18 protein-coding genes are annotated in these 19,224 nt (G+C 73.2%); 10 read left to right on the top strand and 8 right to left on the bottom strand.

What is annotated here, in order from left to right:
• Positions 1-5: 5 nt before the first annotated feature.
• The 4 genes from ACWDZ7_RS18055 to ACWDZ7_RS18040 are packed head-to-tail and all read right to left on the bottom strand — an operon-like array spanning position 6 to position 4,272.
• Complete coding sequence (locus tag ACWDZ7_RS18055; protein WP_451797974.1) at positions 6-1,580, bottom strand: acyl-CoA synthetase; 1,575 nt, start codon at positions 1,578-1,580, stop codon at positions 6-8.
• The gene (locus tag ACWDZ7_RS18050) at positions 1,577-2,689 is read right to left on the bottom strand and encodes an NAD(P)H-dependent flavin oxidoreductase (RefSeq protein ID WP_451797973.1); all 1,113 of its coding nucleotides are present in this window, start codon (positions 2,687-2,689) and stop codon (positions 1,577-1,579) included. Before ACWDZ7_RS18050 ends, ACWDZ7_RS18055 begins: the two co-directional genes overlap by 4 nt.
• 54 nt (positions 2,690-2,743) lie before the next feature.
• Entirely contained in the window at positions 2,744-3,634 is an 891-nt protein-coding gene (locus tag ACWDZ7_RS18045; protein ID WP_451797972.1) for a PaaX family transcriptional regulator C-terminal domain-containing protein, read from the bottom strand.
• Entirely contained in the window at positions 3,631-4,272 is a 642-nt protein-coding gene (locus ACWDZ7_RS18040) for a GNAT family N-acetyltransferase (protein ID WP_451797971.1), read from the bottom strand. The genes ACWDZ7_RS18045 and ACWDZ7_RS18040 overlap by 4 nt, the downstream gene beginning before the upstream one ends.
• Positions 4,273-4,406: 134 nt before the next feature.
• Between ACWDZ7_RS18040 and ACWDZ7_RS18035 the strand changes: the two genes are divergently transcribed.
• Positions 4,407-5,474: an alpha/beta hydrolase family protein gene (locus ACWDZ7_RS18035; protein WP_451797969.1), complete on the top strand. Its 1,068-nt coding sequence runs from the start codon at positions 4,407-4,409 to the stop codon at positions 5,472-5,474.
• Here ACWDZ7_RS18035 and ACWDZ7_RS18030 read toward each other — a convergent pair.
• The 4 genes from ACWDZ7_RS18030 to ACWDZ7_RS18015 all read right to left on the bottom strand — a co-directional run bounded on the left by ACWDZ7_RS18030 (position 5,450) and on the right by ACWDZ7_RS18015 (position 11,264).
• Positions 5,450-7,018 carry a phytoene desaturase family protein gene (locus ACWDZ7_RS18030; RefSeq protein WP_451797967.1) on the bottom strand — a complete coding sequence of 523 codons (1,569 nt, stop codon included), beginning with the start codon at positions 7,016-7,018 and terminating at the stop codon, positions 5,450-5,452. The two genes, ACWDZ7_RS18035 and ACWDZ7_RS18030, sit on opposite strands and share 25 nt — an antisense overlap.
• Positions 7,019-7,079: 61 nt before the next feature.
• A complete protein-coding gene (locus tag ACWDZ7_RS18025) occupies positions 7,080-9,317 on the bottom strand; it encodes a tetratricopeptide repeat protein (protein WP_451797966.1) in 2,238 nt (745 codons plus the stop codon).
• Complete coding sequence (locus ACWDZ7_RS18020; RefSeq protein WP_451797964.1) at positions 9,299-10,243, bottom strand: oxygenase MpaB family protein; 945 nt, start codon at positions 10,241-10,243, stop codon at positions 9,299-9,301. Before ACWDZ7_RS18020 ends, ACWDZ7_RS18025 begins: the two co-directional genes overlap by 19 nt.
• 4 nt (positions 10,244-10,247) lie before the next feature.
• On the bottom strand, positions 10,248-11,264 hold the full coding sequence (locus ACWDZ7_RS18015) for a LuxR C-terminal-related transcriptional regulator (RefSeq protein WP_451797963.1): 1,017 nt from the start codon (positions 11,262-11,264) through the stop codon (positions 10,248-10,250).
• Between the two features lie 165 nt (positions 11,265-11,429).
• Between ACWDZ7_RS18015 and ACWDZ7_RS18010 the strand changes: the two genes are divergently transcribed.
• From ACWDZ7_RS18010 to ACWDZ7_RS17970, 9 genes are all read left to right on the top strand, one after another.
• The gene (locus ACWDZ7_RS18010) at positions 11,430-11,792 is read left to right on the top strand and encodes a hypothetical protein (protein WP_451797962.1); all 363 of its coding nucleotides are present in this window, start codon (positions 11,430-11,432) and stop codon (positions 11,790-11,792) included.
• Positions 11,793-11,902: 110 nt separating this feature from the next.
• On the top strand, positions 11,903-12,073 hold the full coding sequence (locus ACWDZ7_RS18005; RefSeq protein WP_451797960.1) for a hypothetical protein: 171 nt from the start codon (positions 11,903-11,905) through the stop codon (positions 12,071-12,073).
• 37 nt (positions 12,074-12,110) lie between these two features.
• Complete coding sequence (locus ACWDZ7_RS18000; RefSeq protein WP_451797958.1) at positions 12,111-12,569, top strand: cobalamin B12-binding domain-containing protein; 459 nt, start codon at positions 12,111-12,113, stop codon at positions 12,567-12,569.
• Entirely contained in the window at positions 12,566-13,876 is a 1,311-nt protein-coding gene (locus tag ACWDZ7_RS17995) for a methylaspartate mutase (RefSeq protein ID WP_451797956.1), read from the top strand. Before ACWDZ7_RS18000 ends, ACWDZ7_RS17995 begins: the two co-directional genes overlap by 4 nt.
• 67 nt (positions 13,877-13,943) lie before the next feature.
• Positions 13,944-14,945, top strand: a complete 1,002-nt coding sequence (locus ACWDZ7_RS17990; protein ID WP_451797954.1) for an asparagine synthetase A — start codon at positions 13,944-13,946, stop codon at positions 14,943-14,945.
• Positions 14,942-16,240: a glutamate synthase-related protein gene (locus ACWDZ7_RS17985; RefSeq protein WP_451797953.1), complete on the top strand. Its 1,299-nt coding sequence runs from the start codon at positions 14,942-14,944 to the stop codon at positions 16,238-16,240. The genes ACWDZ7_RS17990 and ACWDZ7_RS17985 overlap by 4 nt, the downstream gene beginning before the upstream one ends.
• Complete coding sequence (locus tag ACWDZ7_RS17980) at positions 16,240-17,523, top strand: MFS transporter (RefSeq protein ID WP_451797952.1); 1,284 nt, start codon at positions 16,240-16,242, stop codon at positions 17,521-17,523. The genes ACWDZ7_RS17985 and ACWDZ7_RS17980 overlap by 1 nt, the downstream gene beginning before the upstream one ends.
• Entirely contained in the window at positions 17,516-19,015 is a 1,500-nt protein-coding gene (locus tag ACWDZ7_RS17975; protein WP_451797950.1) for an amidase family protein, read from the top strand. The genes ACWDZ7_RS17980 and ACWDZ7_RS17975 overlap by 8 nt, the downstream gene beginning before the upstream one ends.
• Complete coding sequence (locus ACWDZ7_RS17970) at positions 19,012-19,218, top strand: MbtH family protein (protein WP_451797949.1); 207 nt, start codon at positions 19,012-19,014, stop codon at positions 19,216-19,218. The genes ACWDZ7_RS17975 and ACWDZ7_RS17970 overlap by 4 nt, the downstream gene beginning before the upstream one ends.
• Positions 19,219-19,224: the final 6 nt, after the last annotated feature.

Raw genomic sequence — 19,224 nt, 5'->3', positions numbered from 1 at the left:
CCGGGTCACATGGCGCGCTCGCGGCCCTCCCAGTACGGGTCGCGCAGCCGCCGCTTGTACAGCTTGCCGTTCGGGTCGCGGGGCATGGTCTCGATGAAGTCGACGCTCTTGGGCCGCTTGTAGCCCGCGAGCCGCCGCTCGCAGTGGGCGAGGATGTCGGCGGCGAGCGCGTCGTCGGCGGCCCGGCCCTCGGCGACCTCGACGACGGCCTTGACCTGCTCGCCCCAGTCGTCGTGCGGAATCCCGAAGGCGGCGGCGTCGGCGACCGCCGGGTGGGTGAGCAGCGCCGATTCGATCTCGGCGGGGTAGACGTTCACCCCGCCCGAGATGATCATGTCGATCTTTCGGTCGCGCAGGAAGAGATAGCCGTCCTCGTCGAGGAGGCCGAGGTCGCCGACGGTGAAGAAGTCGCCGATGCGGTTCTTCCGCGTCTTCGACTCGTCCTTGTGGTACGAGAATCCGCCGGTGGACATCTTCATGTAGACGGTGCCCAGCTCGCCGGGCGGCAGACGGTTCCCGTCGTCGTCAAAGACGGCCAGCTCGCTGATGGGCCACGCCTTGCCGACCGTTCCCGGCTTCTTCAGCCAGTCCTGCGCGGTGGCGAAGGCGCCGCCGCCCTCGCTGGCCGCGTAGTACTCCTCGACGCACTCGCCCCACCACTCGATCATCGCCCGCTTCACATGGTCGGGGCAGGGGGCGGCGCCGTGGATGGCGTGCCGCATCGAGGACACGTCGTACGCGGCCTTCGTCGCGTCGGGCAGGGCGAGCAGGCGGTGGAACTGGGTCGGCACCATATGGGTGTGCGTGCACCTGTGCGCGTCGATGAGGCGGAGCATCTCCTCGGGCGTCCACTTGTCCATCACGACCAGCGGGTGGCCGATGTGCAGGGCGGCGCCCGCGAACTGGAGCACGGCGGTGTGGTAGAGCGGCGAGCAGACGAGGTGGACGTTGCCGTCGAAGGGCTTGATGCCGAAGATGCCGAGGAAGCCGCCGAGGTAGGACTCCTCGGGGAGCTTGCCGGAGAGCGGGCGGCGGATGCCTCGGGGGCGGCCGGTGGTACCGGAGGTGTAGTTCATGACCCAGCCGAGCGTGCGGCCTTCGGGCACCGACTCGGGCCGCCCGACGAGCAGTTGGCGGTAGGGGCGGAAGCCGGGCACGTCGCCGACGGCGTAGCGGTGGGTCGCCGGGAGCGCCGCCTCGTCGGCCGCCGCCACGGCCGCGTCGGCGAACCGTTCGTGGGCGACCAGCACCTTGGCGCCGGAGTCGGCGACGATCCAGGCGATCTCGGGGCCGACCAGGTGGTGGTTGACGGGGACGAGGTAGAACCCGGCCTGGGCGGCGGCCAGGTACGCGGTGAGGAACTCCACGCCGTTGGGCAGCACGACGGCGAACGCGTCACCGCGCTCCAGACCGGCGGCCCGCAGCCCGTGCACCAACTGGTTGGCGGCGCCGTGCAGTCGCCCCGCCGTCCACTCCTCGCCACCGGGGGTGACGAGCACGGTGCGGCCGGGGTCGGCCGTGGCCTGCGCCCAGAAGCCGTTGGGGGGTGTGCTCGCGGTCCTGCTCCCGGGTGCGCTCACGACTGGTTTCCCCTTCCCGCGATGCGGTTGATGCGGTCGACGGCCCGCTCGAAGCCGCGCGTCAGATCGTCGAAGACGGCCTGGACGGTGCGCTCGCTGTTCATCCGGCCGACGATCTGCCCGACCGGGGTGCCGAGCAGCTCCTGGACCTCGTACTTCTGGATGCGGGACACGGCTTCGGCGACGAGGAGGCCCTGGAGCGGCATCGGCAGCGTCCCCGGGCCCTGCGGGTCGTCCCAGGCGTCGGTCCACCGCGTACGCAGCTGGCGTGCGGGTTTGCCGGTCAGGGCCCGGGAGCGGACCGTGTCGCCGGAACCGGCGGCCAGCAGTTTCCGCGTCAGGGCGGGCGAGTGCAGGTCGGCCTCGGTGGTGGTGAGCCAGAGGGAGCCGAGCCAGACGCCCTGGGCGCCGAGCGCGAGCGCGGCCGCGATCTGTTCCCCGCTGCCGATGCCCCCGGCGGCGAGCACCGGCAGCGGCGCGACGGCCTCGACGGCTTCGGGGGTGAGCACCATGGAGGCGATCTCACCGGTGTGGCCGCCCGCCTCGTACCCCTGGGCGACGACGATGTCGATCCCGGCGTCCGCGTGCTTGCGGGCGTGCCGGGCGCTGCCGGCGAGGGCGGCGACGAGGACGTCGTCGGCGTGTGCGCGCTCGATCACGTCGGCCGGGGGTGAACCGAGCGCGTTGGCGAGGAGTCCGATCGGGTAGTCGAAGGCGACGTCGAGCTGGTCGCGGGCGACCTGCTCCATCCAGCCGGTGATGCGCCAGCCGGACGCCTCGCCCTCGGCCAGCTCGGGTACGCCGTGCCGGGCGAGGGTGTCCTTGACGAACTGCCGGTGCCCCTCGGGGATCATCGCCTCGACATCGGCCTCCGTGACGCCCTCGACCTTCTTGGCGGGCATGACGACATCGAGTCCGTACGGCTTGCCGTCGACGTGCTCGTGCAGCCAGTCGAGATCTCTGGCCAGTTCGTCGGGCGCCGTGTAGCGCACCGCTCCGAGCACCCCGAACCCGCCCGCCCTGCTGATGGCGGCGGCCACCGCGGGGAAGGGCGTGAAGCCGAAGATGGCGTGCTCGACTCCCAGTCTCCTGCTCAACTCCGTCTGCATGGCGGCAGGATGCCGCAGCGGCCCGGACGAGGGAAGGGGTTTTCTGATGCTGCGTCAGTTTCCCTCGCCGCCGCGGGCCTCCTGGGTGATGTCGGCGTACAGGCGGAAGACGGCCGGTCCGGCTCCGCCGTCGTCCCTCGCGCGCAGGGCCGCCCAGCATCGGGCGATCAGCTCCCGGGCCTGGGCGCCGGGCCAGGGGCGGGGCAGCAGCTCGGGCGGCAGCAGCGGATCGGGCTCCATGGCGCGGCTCAGCTCGGCCGCCAGCTCGATGGCGACGGTGAGGAGTTCCGCCGGGGAGAGCGCGGCGGAGTCCGTGAGCCGGTCCAGGCGCGGCCGTGCGACGCGGCCGAGCCGGTGGTAGCGGTCGGCGATCTCCGTCAGGGGCCAGAGCTCGCGGACGAGTGCGCGGGGGTCGCTCGTGTCGCCCCTGCGCAGATCCGTCGTGGTCAGGAGGGTGAGCGCGTCGTGCACCTGAAGGCGGCGGGCCGCCTCCTCGACGTACGGCTCCCAGGCGTTGGCGCAGACGTACAGCCCGCCCTGGAGCGGTGAGCCGCCGAGGTGGACGAGTGTCTCGCGCAGCGAGTCACGGGCCGTGCGCGCCGATTCGGGCACCGCGAAGGCGGCCAGGTGCCAGACGCCGTCCCAGGGCGCCTGTCCGGCGTCCTGCCGGAAGGCGTGGCGCAGGAAGTCCGCGTTCGGGGCGAGGGCGCGCGTGGTGTCCGCGGTCGCGCGCAGCTCCGCCTTGCGGCCCCGGCCCTCGTGGGTGAACCGGCCCTCGGCGACCAGGCGCTTGACGCACAGCCGCACCTGCTGGTCGCTCATGCCCAACGTGTTGGCGACGGTGTACAGCTCGTCCGCGGCGACCGTGCCGTCCTCGCGGATCAGCGCGTGGACGAGCATGCGGGTGGGGACCTCGACGTGGTCCGTCCCGGCGTTCGCGGTCATTTCGTCCCTCTCGCTCCGACGGCGCGGCGCATGGTGGTCACCGCGCCGAATCCCAGCAGTGCGCGCAGGTAGGGCGTGCGCTCGGTCCGTACGGCCGTGAAGCCGCGCCGCTCGTAGAGCGCCCTGGCGCGCGGGTTGGTGTCGATGACGTCCAGTCTGATCTCGCGGCAGCCCGCCTCCGCCGCCAGGGTGGCCACTTCCTCTATGAGCAGGCTCCCGACTCCGCGGCCCCGCATGCGCGCGTCCACGGCTATGCCGTCCATCACGAGCTGCCGCGGCGCCGGCCGGCGTTCGAAGAGGGCGAGGAGCAGGAGCCGGTGCAGCCCTCGCACATGACCGTACGCGCGCAGCACGGCGGCGGCCGATCCGCCGGTGAGGGAGCGGCCGCCGAGCTGGTAGCCGGCGAGGCCGACGAGCTGCCCGTCGAGGAGGGCGCACACCGCGCGGTCGCCGTCGAGGTGGGCCGCGATGAAGGGCACCGCCTTGTCCGGCGGGTTCAGCGCGGGGCCGAGTTTGCGGCCGAAGGCCTCCCAGTACAGCTCGGCCGCCCGGCGTCCGGCACCCGCCGGAACGCCCCGCAGGACCGTCACCGGTCCGCCGTCGGCGCCCGTCCCCACGCTCTTCGCATCGGCTTCCATGCCGCCACCCTCTCTCACTGCCATCCGGATTTCCGCGTTGCCACCAGAACCCAAACCTATCACCCACCGCACGATCGTATAAGTAATGATAGTTTTCGCTCCCCCGGCAATCCGAACAGTGGAGGTCGCCTCCCATGCGCCCGTCTCTCAAGTCGATCAAGCCCCGTCGGCGCGGGCTCCGCATCGCCGTGTGGACGCTCGTCGCCGCCCTGACTGTCGCCGCCGGACTCGGCGGTGTGGTGCTGTGGCAGAACTCCTACGCCATGGACGAGCGGCGGGTCTCGATCCGTCACGGCGGCCACACCCTGCGCGGCGTGCTCGCCACGCCCCGGGACGGCCGCGAGCGGCACGGACTCGTCGTGTACGTCCATGGCGACGGGCCCGTCGACGCCACCCACGAGGACGGCTACAAACCCATGTGGGAGGCGAACGCGCGAGCCGGGTACGCCTCCCTCTCCTGGGACAAACCCGGCGTCGCGGGCGCTCCCGGCGACTGGCTCGGCCAGTCGATGGCGGACCGGGCCGACGAGGTGGCCGCCGCCATCGCGTGGGCGCGGGCGAGGCCGGACATCGACGGCGACCGGATAGGGCTCTGGGGCGCCAGTCAGGCGGGCTGGGTCCTGCCGAAGGTCGCCGCCAGGACGCCGGTGAGTTTCGTCATCGCCGTCTCGCCCGCGGTCAACTGGCTCCGCCAGGGCCGCTACCACCTCCTCGCCGGACTGCGCGCCGACGGCGCGTCCCGGGCCCGCGTCAGGACCGAGGTGGCGCGGAGCGACGCCACCCGTCGGCTGCTGAAACGCCACGCCCCGTTCGAGGAGTACGTGAAGTCGACGGGCGGCGACACCGACGGCATGACCGCCGCGCGCTGGGGCTTCATCTCCAGGAACCACACGGCCGACGCGACGGACGACCTGCGGGCCCTGCGCGGCGTACCGGTGCTGCTGACCCTCGCGGGCCACGACCTCAACGTGGACACGGCCGAGACGGAACGCGTCTATCGCGGGGTGCTGGCAGGCGGCGGCGCGCTGACGGTCGAGCACTATCCGGACGCGGCCCACTCCCTGGTCAAGCGGTCCATCGAGCGGTCCGGCGCCAGGACCACGCTCACCGCCCTCTTCTCCCCCAGGTCACTCTTCGCGGACGGGTTCCTGGCGGACCAGCGGCGGTTCCTGCGGGCTCAGGCGCGCTCGTCGAGGGCGTAGAGCGTGGCCATGGCGGCGTTGTGGCCCGGGATGCCGCTGACGCCCCCGCCGCGCGCGGCGCCCGCCCCGCACAGCAGGACATTCGCGTGCCGGGTCTCCACGCCCCAACGCCCGGTGCCCTTCTCGGCGTAGGGGAAGGCGAGGTCGCGGTGGAAGATGTTGCCGCCGGGCAGCCGCAGGTCCCGCTCCAGGTCGAGCGGGGTCTTCACCTCGACGCAGGGGCGGCCCTCCGCGTCGAGTGCGAGGCAGTCGGCGATCGGCTCGGCGAGGTGCGCGTCGAGCTGGGCGAGGGTCGACTTCAGGAGGACGGCGCGGACCGCGTCGTTGTCCTGGGCGAAGAGCCGGGCGGGCGTGTGCAGTCCGAAGAGGGTGAGGGTGTGGTGGCCGCGCTCGACGAGATCGGGGGCGAGGATCGTCGGGTCGGTGAGCGAGTGGCAGTAGATCTCGGAGGGCGGCGCCGTGGGCGGGGTTCCCGCGGCGGCCTGGGCGTACGCCGTCGCCAACTCCTCGTACCCCTCGGCGATATGGAAGGTCCCGGCGAAGGCGTCGCACGGGTCGACGGACGTGTCACGGAGCCTCGGCAGCCGCTTGAGCAGCATGTTGACCTTGAGCTGGGCGCCTTCGGCGGGCGCGGGCGGCTCGTCGCCGAGGAGGGTGGCTAGGGCCTGTGGGGAGGCGTTGACGAGGACGTGCCGGGCGGCGACGGTCCGCTCGCCGCCGTCGCCTTCGCGGTAGGTGACTTCGCCGCGCCGCCCGTCGGTGGCGATCCGTGTCACCTCGCATCCGGTGCGCAGCCGGGCGCCCGCGATGCGCGCGGAGTCGGCGATGGCTCCGGTGAGGGCGCCCATGCCGCCGACGGGCACGTTCCAGTCGCCGGTGCCGCCGCCGATGACGTGGTAGAGGAAGCAGCGGTTCTGCCGCAGGGACGGGTCGTGGGCGTCGGCGAAGGTGCCGATGAGGGCGTCGGTGAGGACGATCCCGCGCACCAGGTCGTCGGCGAAGCGTTCCTCGATCGCCGTGCCGATGGGCTCTTCGAAGAGGGTGCGCCAGGCGGTGGCGTCGTCGACGCGGGCGCGCAGTTCCTCGCGGCTCGGCAGGGGTTCGGTGAGCGTGGGGAAGACCCGGCGGGCGACCTGCCCGGTCATGGCGTAGAAGCTCCGCCAGGCCTCGTACTCCCGGCCGCTCCCGGTGAGCCGCGCGAAGGCCTGCCGGGTGCGGGCCTCGCCGCCGCCGACGAGCAGGCCCGTGGGGCGGCCGGCACGCTCGGCCGGGGTGTAGGAGGAGATGGTGCGCGTGCGCACCCTGAAGTCCAGGTCGAGATCCCGGACGATCTTCTTGGGGAGGAGGCTGACGAGGTACGAGTAGCGTGACAGCCGCGCGTCGACCCCGGGAAAGGGCCGGCTGGAGACGGCGGCGCCCCCGGTCCCGGCGAGCCGCTCCAGGAGCAGCACGGACCGTCCGGCGCGGGCGAGATAGGCGGCGGCGACAAGACCGTTGTGGCCACCGCCGACGACGACGGCGTCATACACAGCACGATCGGGCATGACTCTTCCTAGCACGGGGGCCGCCGGCCGGGAATCCGTCCGCCGTGGGCGGCCACGCCGCTCAGTGGCTCCCGGCGGCCCGCCGCTGGCGGAGCGCCGCCACCCTGCGGTACAGCTCGACCGCCTCCGTGCCGCGGCCCAGCTGCTCCAGGCAGTGCGCCTCGTCGTTGCGGCTGGCGAGCGCGTCGGGGTGGTCGGCGCCGAGGACCTGCTCGCGGGCGGCGGCGACCCCGCGGTACTCCGTGAGCGCGTCGGCCCAGCGGCCGAGCCAGCCGAGGCCGACCGCGACCTCCCTGCGGCTGACCAGCGTGTCGGGATGGTCCGCGCCGAGCACCCGCTCCCGTATGGCGCACACGTCCCGCGCCTCCGCGAGGGCCTCCTCCCAGCGGCCCTGCCGGCCGAGATTCACGCCGAGCCCGTGCCGTGCCCGCAGGGTCTCCGGGTCGGCGGGGCCGTTGACGCGCGTACGGTCGTCGATCAGATCGCGGTACAGCTCCAGGGCCTCGGCGCTGCGCCCGAGCCTGCCGAGGCTGATGCCGACCTCGTAGCGGGCGGCGAGCGTGTCGGGGTGGTCGGGGCCGAGCGCCCGCACCCGCGCATCGGCGACTTCGCGGTAGGTCTGCAGGGCTTCCGGCCAGCGGCCCAACTGGCCGAGCGCGTACGCCACTTCATAGCGGGTGACGAGCGTGTCGGGGTGGGTCGCGCCGAGGACGCGGGCGCGGGCCGCGGCCACCTCTTCGGCCAGGCGGTAGGAGTCCTCCAGACGGCCGAGGCGGCTGAGGTTGTACGCGAGGTTGTGGCGACAGCGCAGCGTGTCCGGGTGGTCGGGGCCCGCCGTGCGCTCACGGACGGCGAGCACCGAGGTGTACACCTGGTGGGCCTCGAAGTGCCGCCCGAGCTGTCCGAGTACGTACGCCGTCTCCTGGCGGGCGGCGAGCGTCTCGGGGTGGTCGGGGCCGAGGGAACGCTCCCGTCCCTGGGCGACCCGGCCGTACTCGCGCAGCGCGTCGGCGGCGCGCCCGGTGCGGCTGAGCGTGAACCCGACCTCGTACCGGCTGGCGAGCGTGTCGGGGTGGTCGGGGCCGAGGACGTGCTCGCGCTCGGCCGCGACCGCGCGGTGCACCTCGCCCGCCTCCGCCCAGCGCCCGAGCCTGCCGAGGCTCAGCCCCGCGTTGTGGCGGCTGGTGAGGGTGGCCACCAACTCCGGGGACGGCTCGGGGCGTTCGGGCTGCCGGGACACGGCTGTCCGGCGCGCGTCGACGCGCGGGATCCACTCGCCGGTCAGGCCCGCCGCCGCGTCGGGCGGGGTGGCGCGCAGCACGGAGGCGCCGCTCGCCTTGTGCCCGGTGGTCATGCCGCGGGTCCAGGAGGGCAGCCGCGGCGCGCCGGACGGCGGCTGCTCGAGGCGGCGCACCGGGGGCGTGACGACGGTCGGGACGTACGAGGGTGTGGCGCGGCCCGCGGCGATGCGGCGGCGCAGCTCCCGCGCGTCCGGGGGCCGGTCGCCGGGGTCCTTGGCGAGCAGGCCGAGGACGACGTCCTCGAAGTACGCGGGCAGTTCGCCGCGGTGGCGGCGCGGCGGCTCCGGGATGGTGTCGCGGTGTCCGACGAGGACGGCCCAGGCGTCCTCCAGGTCGAACGGCGGGGCGCCGGTGGCGATCTCGTAGAGCACGCAGCCGAAGGAGTACAGGTCGCTGCGCCGGTCGACGGGTTCGCCGCTGATCTGCTCGGGCGACATGTAGTGCGGCGTGCCCATCGCGATGCCGGTGCCGGTCAGACGCGAGGTGAAGCCGATGTCGGCGCCGAGCCGGGCGATGCCGAAGTCGCAGATCTTCACGGTGCCGTCGGAGAGCAGCATGATGTTCGCGGGCTTCAGGTCCCGGTGCACGATGCCCTGTTCATGGGTGTACGCGAGAGCGGCGGCGACCTGGTCGGCGATCTCCACGACGTCGGCGACGGGCAGCGGGTGCTGCTTGTTGTCCTCCAGGAGCTGACTGAGGTTGCGGCCTTCGAGGAGCTCCATCACCAGATAGAGCACGCCGTCGTACTCACCGAAGTCGTGGACGACGGTGACGCCCCGGTGCTGGAGTCCGGCCGCCACCCGCGCCTCGCGGCGGAAGCGCTCGCGCAGCACGCGGGTGAAGGACTGGTCGTGGTGGTGGCCCATCGGCTTGAGGCATTTGACGGCGACCTGGCGGCCGAGCGACTCGTCGCGCGCCCGCCACACCTCGCCCATGCCTCCGCGCCCGATCAGATCCAGAAGCCGGTAGCGGCTCTGGATCAGCCTGGTTTCCGCCATCTCGTGCTGTCGCCCCCGTTGCCTCGCTGCGCCCTCCCCGGCCCGTCCAGTATGGCGGCCCGACTGTCGAGTTTGTACGGGACGGGGCGGCTGCCGGGCCCGAGGCGGGCCATGGCGCGCAGGATGTGCCGGGGCGGAAGTTGCCAGCGCACACGTGAGGGGACGGCGCGCAGGGCGGTGCCGGTGAGGGTCAGGCGCCGGGTCACCGTGGCGGGCGGTGGGGCGGCTCTGCCGTACAGCTCATGGGCGTACGACGGCAGGGAGGCATACGCCAGATCGGCCACACGCCGCCACAGCAGGGCGCGCGCCGGGACGAGCAGGGGGTGCGTCGGCGGGCTCCGCAGGAAGTCGTCGACGGCGCGGGCGTCGGGCCCGGCGGCCAGCTCGGGGCGCACCTGGTCGAAGTACGCGGCGAGTCCGGCCGTGGAGCCGGGTACGTCGTCGGGGTCGAGGCCGACCAGCCGGGCGCTCCGCCGGTGTTCGTCGACGTACCGGTCGGCGAGCGCGTCCGGCATCCGGATCCCTGACCGGCGTACGACATGGAGGTAGGAGTCGATCTCCGCGCAGTGCACCCAGAGCAGCAGCCCGGACTCGTCTACGCCGTACCGCTCCCCCGTGTCGGGGTCGGTGGCCGTGAGCATCGTATGGATCCTGCGCACGCGGGCGCCCGCCTTCTCGGCGGCCTCGGTGGTGCCGTAGGTGGTGGTGCCGACGAAGTGGGCGGTGCGCATCAGGCGGCCCCAGGCGTCCTTGCGGAAGTCGGAGTTCTGCATGACGCCGCGGACCGCGCGGGGGTGGAGGGCCTGGAGGTAGAGGGCGCGGATCCCGGCGACCCACATCATGGGGTCGGAGTGGACCTGCCAGGTGACCGACGCCGGTCCGAAGAGTCCGGGGTCGGGCGGGGCCGCGGGCGTGTGCTCGGGCATGGTGCTATTCGTCCCCTCTCAGCCAGCCCTTCGCGACCGCCCGCGCACCCGCCTGGAAGCGGCTGCGCGCTCCCAGCTTCTCCATCAGGTCGGCGGCGATGCGGCGTGCGGTGCGCGGGGAGACCCCGAGGCGTTTGGCGACGGCCTCGTCGGTGAGGCCGTGGGCCAGCATCTTGAGGACTTCGGCCTCCTGGGGGGTGACGCCGTCCTCGTCGCGGTCGCGGGCGGCACCGCCGAGCGGGGTGGCCTTCTCCCACAGGGAGTCGAACAGGGCGCAGAGTGCGGTGAGCATGCCGTCCGCGCCGAGGACGAGGGCGCCGGCGGCGCTGTTCTCCCCGTTGACCGGCACGATGGCGACATCGCTGTCCAGGATCATCAGCCGTATCGGCAGGGAGGGCGTGGTCCTCACCTCGCCGCCGACTTCCGTGAGCCACTTGGCGTAGGCGACGGTGGCCGGGCTGTTCCGCACGCTGTCGAGGTACAGCGTCCGCATGCGCACGCCGCGGCCGAGGAGTTCCTCGTCCTGCGGTTTGGCCGCGTCCATGCTGGCGGCGCTCTGCGCACCGCCGGGGGCGAAGGTCATCACCTCGGCCTTGACCTCCCGGACGAGCACGTGGATGCGGTCCCGGATCTCCTCGATCCCCTCCAGCTGTTCGACGTCGGCCACGCTCTTGCGGGGGCGGCTGGCGGCGAAGTCGGCGGCGAGGCGGGTGGCGGCGGCGCGGAGCCGCTCGACCCGCTGCTGTTCGGCCACGAGCCGTTCCTGCTGCTGTGCGATGAGGGCCTGGATGCCCAGCTCCGGGTCGACGGCGCGGAAGATGTGGGGTTCCTCGAGGCAGGGGCGGATCAGCGCCAGTCCGCTCAACTTGTCCAGCGAGTCGCCCAGTTCGGCTTCGGAGAGGCCCAGTATCCCCCGCAGTTCGTCGAGGTCCGCCTGCGGCTGGGCCAGGAGGGCCTTGTAGACGTGCGCGCAGGTGTCGTCCAGTCCGAGCGCGTCCAGCACCCCGCCCCCTGAGTCCACCCGTCGATCCCTATCACACCATTGCTATCAAGCCGCGGGGAACGGCGGGAGATGCCCACATTCTCTGACCGAAAACCGCCGTGGAGCTGGCCGTTTCGGGACCTGGCATAGACCGGCCGCGAGCTGGTCTTGTTGGCTCCGCGTCGCCTTCAGCAAGCTCGGACGATGCAGCTTGTTCACGCACGGGTCCGGTTGGCCGTCGATCCCCCTGAGCCCGAGCGCCTCAGGGCGATCTTCCGGTCCCACGCACGTCGGCATGAAGGGATCCAGCACATCAGCATCCATCCGGACGCGGACCTGAGGCTGACGGTCGGGGTCTACGTGACCGCCGATTCGCTGTGCGAGGCGGAGGACACGGCGCGTGTGTTCGTGACGCGCACGCTGAAGTGCGAGTACGCGCTTCGGGGCGCCCGTGTCGCCGCCTGCTCGGCGGCACTGGTGCCGCAGTTCTACGACGGGCTCTGCGGCACCGGGGACGAGGGTGGACGGTCTATGCGAGGGCCGGATCAGGACACCGGTCAGACCTAGCGGCGCGCGGGGGCGGCGCGGGAATCTTCTTCCACCGGCGCAAGGGCGCCCCCACCACGGGGTGCGGCGGCCGGGTCACCCCGACGGTCCTTCACAAGAGGAGAGTTCGCATGCCCACCGGTGCCCGCTTTACGAAGTTTGTCGCTGTCCTCGTTCTCGCCACCGTCCCGGCCCTCGGGGCCGTGACGCTCACCGACGGGTCGGCGGGCGACATCAGCGGGCACGCGGCGGCCGGGTCCGCCACCGTCGCGCAGTCCAAGAACACCACCGGCTGGGACTGAGAACGCCCCGCGCACCGTCCATCCCTTCACAAGAGAGATGAGCACCGCCTTGAACCGACGACAGCCGGGCGACATACAAGGGCTGCGCACCATGGTCACCAGCCTCGCCTCCGACGCGCACACCTGGAACCTCGTGTACCTCCAGCTCCTGCTGGAGGAGTGGGGGCACGAGGTGGTGAACCTGGGCGCCTGCGTCCCCGACGAGCTGTTGCTCGACAACTGCCTCCGCCTCAACCCCGACCTGGTCGTGATCAGCAGCGTCAACGGCCACGGCTTCCACGAGGGAAAGCGGGTCATCGGCAAGCTGCGGGCCCGCGACGAGCTGGCGCGGACCTCCGTCGTCATCGGCGGCAAGCTCGGCATCGGCGGGGCCGGCGGGCGCGAGCGCGCCTCGGCGCTCACCGAGGCCGGTTTCGACGGCGTGTTCGAGGACAGCGGCGGAATGGGCGCGTTCCGCTCCTTCCTGGCGCGTCTGCCGCAGGGAGTGTCGTCATGACAGTGGATACGGCCGGACCCGGGCGGTCCTTCGGGGACTTCGTCGCCCGGGCCACGGCGTCCGGCCGGCTCGTCATCCAGCCGAGAATGGGCATCGGCGACCCCGCGGGGATGCGCGCCGGTCTGCACGCCGTGCGGGAGGCCGGGGTGTGCGCGGTCGGCACGATCACCTTGGACAGCTTCACCCGCGTGGGCGACCATGCCGCCGTCTACTCGGCGCTGGCCGCGGGCGATCCGCTGAACGGCTACCCGATCGTGGCCTACCCTCCCGAGTTCACCCGCGAAGTCCTCAACGGGCTGCACGACGACACCTTCCCTGTGCAGGTGCGGCACGGCTCGGCCCGGCCGCAGGACATCTTCGCCGCGCTCGGCGCGTGCGGCCTCCACGCGAGCGAGGGCGGCCCCCTCTCGTACTGCCTGCCCTACAGCCGTGTCCCCGTCGCCGACGCGGTGCGTCACTGGGCCGAGTCCTGCGAGCTCCTCGCGGAGCTGGGCGGGACCGGCGTACGGCCGCACCTGGAGTCCTTCGGCGGCTGCATGATGGGTCAGCTCTGCCCGCCGAGCCTGCTCGTGGCCATCAGTGTGCTGGAGGGGATGTTCTTCCGGCAGCACGGCGTGCAGAGCGTGTCCCTCAGTTACGCGCAGCAGACGCACCCGGAGCAGGACGCCGAGGCGGTACGCGCCCTGCGCCTGCTGTCCGCCGAACTCCTCGCCGGAGCCGACTGGCACGTCGTGCTCTACACCTACATGGGCGTCTACCCAAGGACCGAAGGCGGTGCGAGCGAACTCCTCGCGCAGGCCGCCCGGCTGGCGGTGCGGACCGGGGCGGCGCGGCTGATCGTGAAGACGGCCGCCGAGGCCCATCGCATTCCCACCGTCGAGGAGAACGTGACCGCGCTGCGGATCGCCGGCGCGGCGGCCGATGACGAGCGCTCGGCGGTGCGGCCCGACCCGCCGGACACCGGCATCCTCGCCGAGGCCAGAGCCCTGGTCGAGGCCGTCCTGAACCTCGACGCCGACCTGGGCAGGGCCCTGGTGCGGGCGGTGCGGCGGGGCTATCTCGACGTGCCGTACTGCCTGCATCCCGACAACGCGGGCCGCACGCGCGCGACCGTCGACGCGACCGGCCGGCTGCGGTGGTCGCACACCGGCGCCCTTCCGCTCGGCGGCCTCGTGGAGACGGACGGCCGTCACGAGGCCGACGCCGCGCAGCTCCTGCGCTCGCTGTCCTACGTGGAACAGACCTTCGACGGCGCCGCTCTGGAACGAGCCGTGAGCGCCGACGGCACGACGCTCGGCGTCGGCTGACCGTCCGGCACCCGACGCCCCGCCACCGCGAAGACGCCCCGCCACCTCACGAAGGAGACAGTCCGGCATGGACATCACCCAGCAAGACACCACCTCGCCCGGCGACCCGCGTGCCCACCTGACGTCGCCGGTCACCCGGGCCGTGCTCAAGACGCAGCACACGATGCTGGACGCGGCCCGCGAGTATCTGTCCGGGCAGGAGTTCACCGAGCTGCTGCCCCCGGTGATGGGCCCGGTGACCGACCCCGGAGCGCGGGGCGCCAAGCAGGTCGACGTGGACTACTACGGTCACCGCTACAAGCTGATGACCAGCGCGATCCTGTACAAGCAGGCGTCGCTGACCGCCTTCGACCGCATCTTCTGCGTGGCCCCGAACGTCCGCCTGGAGCCGCTGGAGACCAGTTCCACCAGCCGGCACCTCGCCGAGTTCCACCAGATCGACGTGGAGATCGCGGGGGCGACCCGCGACGACGCGATGGCGGTCGCGGAGGGGGTGGTCAAGCACATCGTGCGCCGGGTCGTGGAGCGCGCTCCGGAGCAGCTCGCCGAACTCGGCCGGGACACCGACGCGTTCACGGGGCTGCTGTCGCAGCAGCCGTTCGGCCGGCGCACCCACGCGTCCGCCGTGGCCGACCTGCACTCCATGGGCCACGACCAGAATCCGGACGCGGAGATCGACTGGGCCGGTGAGGCACTGCTGTCGTCCAAGGCCGACCAGCCCTTCTTCGTGACCGACTACCCCAAGGGCTCACGCGGGTTCTACGACAAGGAGAACGCCGAGCGGCCCGGGTATCTGCGCAACTTCGACCTGCTGGCCGCCGAGGGCTACGGCGAGCTGTGCAGCGGCGGAGAGCGCGAGCACGACTACGGCACGATCATCGCCCGGATGCGGGAGACCGGCGAGAACCCCGCCAAGTACGCCTGGTACCTGAAGGTCGTCCGCGAGGGCATCCCCGCCAGCGCCGGTTTCGGGATCGGCCTGGAGCGCCTGACCCGGTACATCGCCGGGCTGCACTCGGTGTGGCAGGCCAGCGCCTTCCCCAAGGTCCCCGGGGTGGTGGCTCCATGAGTGTCCTGCGAGCCGACCACTTCCCCGACGCGGAGGTGCGCGAACGCGCCCGCGGCGGGCCGGCGGCGGCCTTCCCCGCGCTGCACGACTACGGCCGCGCGCTGTTCGGCGCCGTCGACGAGCACGGCGGCGACCGGCGCGGCGGCGACGGCGACGGCCTGGACGACGCCCGGCTCGTGCCCCCGGTGTTCATGCCGCGGCGGCTGGAGAAGCTGATCGACCTCGGGCGTGAACCGCTCCACGGCGACGTCGAACTGGGCACGGAGATCGGCGGATTCGCCTCCTCGCTGCCGCTGTACCTGTCGGCGTTCGGCTCGACGCAGGTAGCCAGCGCCGACCTCGGGCGGGCCGCGGGCCGGCAGGCGGGCGAGCTGGGCATCCCGATGGTGATCGGCGAGAACGTCGCTCCGGTCAACGGCTCCGGCCAGCTCACCGGCGCCGAAGGCGCCACGCTCCTGGGACGGGTACGGGCCTACGCGGACGCCGTGCCCGACGGGATCGGCGGTGTGGTCGTGCAGCAGAGCACCGAGGACGCCGACGCCGAGGTCTGGAACCTCGTCTACAGCGCGCCGTCGGCCCTCCCCCTGCTGGACAGCGGCCGGCTCGCACTGGAGCTGAAGGTCGGCCAGGGCGCCAAACCGGGGCTCGGCGGGATGACGGTCGTCGACGACACGGGGGCGGCCGCGCTGGCCGGACAGTTCGCCCTGGAGCGGGTCTTCGACGAGGCGAGCGGACGGCAACTGCGCTGCGCCAGCCCCGGCACGTTCACCGAGGAGGTGCTGCGCCAGCAGATCCGGCTGATGCGCAACAACTATCCGCGGGCCCGGGTGTGGGTGAAGCTGCCGCCCGGCCGCGACGTGGGCGAGGCCGCCCGGGTGGCCTGGGCCGCCGGGGCCGACTCCGTCACCGTCGACGGCGCGGAGGGCGGGTCGGGCTGGGCGCCCAAGGCGTTCCTGTCCGGCGTCGGACTGCCGCTCGCCGAGTGCCTGCGCCGCGTCGGTGACCCCGACGGCTGTCTGCTGGTGTCCGGGCGGATGTGGGAAGGGGCGCGCGCGGTGAAGTCCCTCGCCCTCGGCGCCCGCGCGGTGGGTCTCGGCCGGGCGGCGCTGCTGGCCGTGGACGAGGATCCGCGGGCCGGTCTGCGGCGCCTGGCCGAGTGCATCGCCCTGGAGATGCGGCTGCTGATCAGCGCGCTGGGCAAGTACCGTCCGGACGCCCTGTCCGCCGAGGACGTCTGGGTGCCGTCGGCCGGACCGGACCGGGCGGCGTCACCGCTCCCCTCGGAAGCGCGCTGATGCCCACCGGCACCGCGGAGGCCACCCCCGTGCGAACAGGCCCGGTCTCCCCCCGCTATCTGTCGTTCGTCGGCGCCACCGGCCTGTCGAGCGTCGGTGACGCGGCGTGGACCATCGCCCTCGCGTCGACGGTGGTGGAGGCGACCAGTGCGGCGACCGCCGGCACGGTGCTCGCGCTGGCCGGTGTGCCGCGGCTCGCCGCGCTGCTCGGCGCGGGCGCGGTGGCCGACCGGCACGGTCCGGCGCGCGTGATGGTGTGGTCGGACGTGGCCCGAGGCGCGCTGATGGCCGTCGCGGCGGTCGCCGTGGCGATCACCGGTCCTTCGGTGCCCGTGCTGTTCGCCGTCGCCGCGGTGCTGGGTCTGCTGGGCGCGTTCTTCCTGCCCGCGAGCGGCGCCCTGCGCCCCCTGCTTCTGCCGCCGGAGCACTTGGTGCGGGGCAACGCCCTGTACCTGATCGGTCTGCGCGCCGGTCAGGCGGCGGGCGGGCCGGTCGGCGCGTGGCTGCTCGGGATCGGCGGGATGGTGGCGGTGGCCACCGCGAACGCGGTGAGCTTCCTGGTGTCGGCGGTGGCGGTGGCGGTATGCCGACCGGGGCGGGCGCGGGCGGCTCGGTCGGCGCGCAAGACGCGGGATGTCCCGCAGAGGATGCCGCAGGAGACCCCGCGGGACCAGGCCCGGCTCATCACGCGGGTCGCCGAGGGGATGCGGTACGCGGCTCGGCACCGGCATCTTCGTCTGCTGCTGTGCGTGGTCGGACTGGTGGAGCTGGCGGGCGCCGGGCCGATCAACGTCGGCCTGGTGCTGCTCGCCGACTCCCTCGACGCCGGCACCACGGGCGCGGGCGTGCTGCTGTCGGCGTTCACGGTCGGCGCCGCCGCCGCGTTCCTGACGAGCCTCGCGCTGCCGGTCCGCCGGCGGGCCGCCGCCGTACTGGTGGTGTGCGTGGCCGGGCAGGCTCTGCTGCTCGTCCTGCTCGGCCAGGTCCACTCGGTGGCCGCGGCGGCCGCCGGGTACGGCCTGATGGGCGCGGTCACCGCACAGGCGAGCCTGGTGCTGATGTCGCTGATCCAGCGCTGTGCGGCGACGGAGATGCGCGGCCGGGTGATGGCGCTGATGTCTCTTCTGTCGTTCGCCGCTCCGCTGATCGGCAACCTCGTCATGGGGGTGGCCGTCGACTCCTTCGGTTTCGCGGTGACGCTTGGCCTGCACGGAGTCGTCGCGGCCGCGGCGATCGCGGTGTTCCTCACGTCGCGCACGCTGCGGGAGGCCCGCCTTGACTGAGTTCACGGGGGCTGAGTTCACGGGCCCGTGGCCCTCTCTGGCCGAGCTGGGCCAGCGGCTGCGACTGCGGCGGCGCGATGTACGGGCCGTACGGGCCGTCGATCTGGTGGAGTCGTGCCTGGGACGGATCGCGGCCGTCGACCCGCGGGTCAACGCGGTGTACGCGGTCGACCCGACCGCCCGTGCCCAGGCGCGGGACAGCGACCGGCGCCTGGCCGCCGGTGGCGGGCGCCCGCTCGAAGGGGTGCCGGTCCTGGTGAAGGACAACGTGGACACCCGTGGGCTTGCCACGGCGGCCGGTTCGCCGCTGCTGACGCAGCACCCTCCGGCGTCGGACGCCGACGTGGTGGGGCTGCTGCGGGCCGCGGGCGCCGTGGTGGTCGGCAAGACGAATCTGTCCGGATGGGGCAACTTCTGTTCCATCGACGGGATCGAGGGGTGGTCGGGGACCGGGGGTCAGACGTGGAACCCGCACGCGCTCGACCACAGCCCCGGCGGTTCGTCGTCCGGTTCGGCCGCCGCGGTGGCCGCCGGCCTGGCCCCGCTGGCCATCGGCACGGAGACCGACGGCTCGGTCGTGTGTCCCGCGTCCATCACCGGGATCGTCGGGGTGAAGCCCGAACTCGGCCTGTTGCCGACGGGCGGCATCGTGCCGATCTCCACGGTCCTGGACACGCCGGGAATTCTGGCGGGCAGCTGCGCCGACGCGGCGGTCTGTCTCGCCGCTCTGACCGGCGAGGCGTGGCCCGGACCGGTCGGTGTGGCCGGGTTGCGCCTCGGGGTCTGGCCGGGACGACGGATGGCCCCGGCCGCCCGGCAGGCCCTCGACCGGACCGTCACCGCGCTCACCGCGGCGGGCGCCACCGTCATCCCTGTTGGACTGCCGCTGGACTCAAGCGTGTTGGAGGACGCCCTGGACGCGCTGGTGGCGGAGTTCCGGCCCGGCGTGGAGCGCTATCTGGCCGGTCGCGGAGGGGCGCCGCCCACCCTGGCCGCGCTGATCGAGGCCACGAGGGCGCTGGAGGCGCCGTTCGGCCAGGATCTGTTCGAACGCGCCCTGGCGGTCACCGACGCGCAGCGCGCCGAGGCCGCTGCCAAGCGCGCCCGCGCCCGGCAGTGGGCCCGCGCGCTGCTGCACGACGCGATGAGCGGGCACGGCCTGTCCGCCGTCATCGCGCCGACCAGCGATCCGGCGTGGCCGGTGGACCACGCGGGTGGCGACCGGCGGGCCCGCAACACCTCGACGGTCCCGGCCCTGGCCGGTTACCCGCACATCACCGTCCCCGCCGGACCGCACGACGCGCTCCCTGTGGGCGTATCCGTCTTCGGACCACCCCGTACCCGCGACGCGCTGGCCATCGCCGCCGCCGTCGAAACGGTCTGCGGTCCGCGCCCGGTCCCCCGGCTCGGCACCGGCCCCGCCGCCGCGCCGGCCCCCTCCGACGAAGCACCCGCTGAAGCACCCATCGAACCCGAAGGAGCCCCGCGATGACCAACCCCTTCGACGCCACCGACACCGACTTCCTCGTGCTGGTGAACGACGAGAACCAGCACTCCCTGTGGCCCGCCGCCATCGACGTCCCCTCCGGCTGGAACACGGCGCACGGACCCGCCGACCGGGCCGCGTGCCTCGCGTACGTCGAGACCCACTGGACGGATCTGCGCCCCGCGAGCCTCGCCGCCCTGCGCGGCTGACGCTCC

The organism is Streptomyces sp. NPDC003032 (assembly GCF_053591415.1).
The sequence above is the reverse complement of the archived record's forward strand: the minus strand, read 5'-3'. Positions and strand labels throughout refer to the sequence as shown.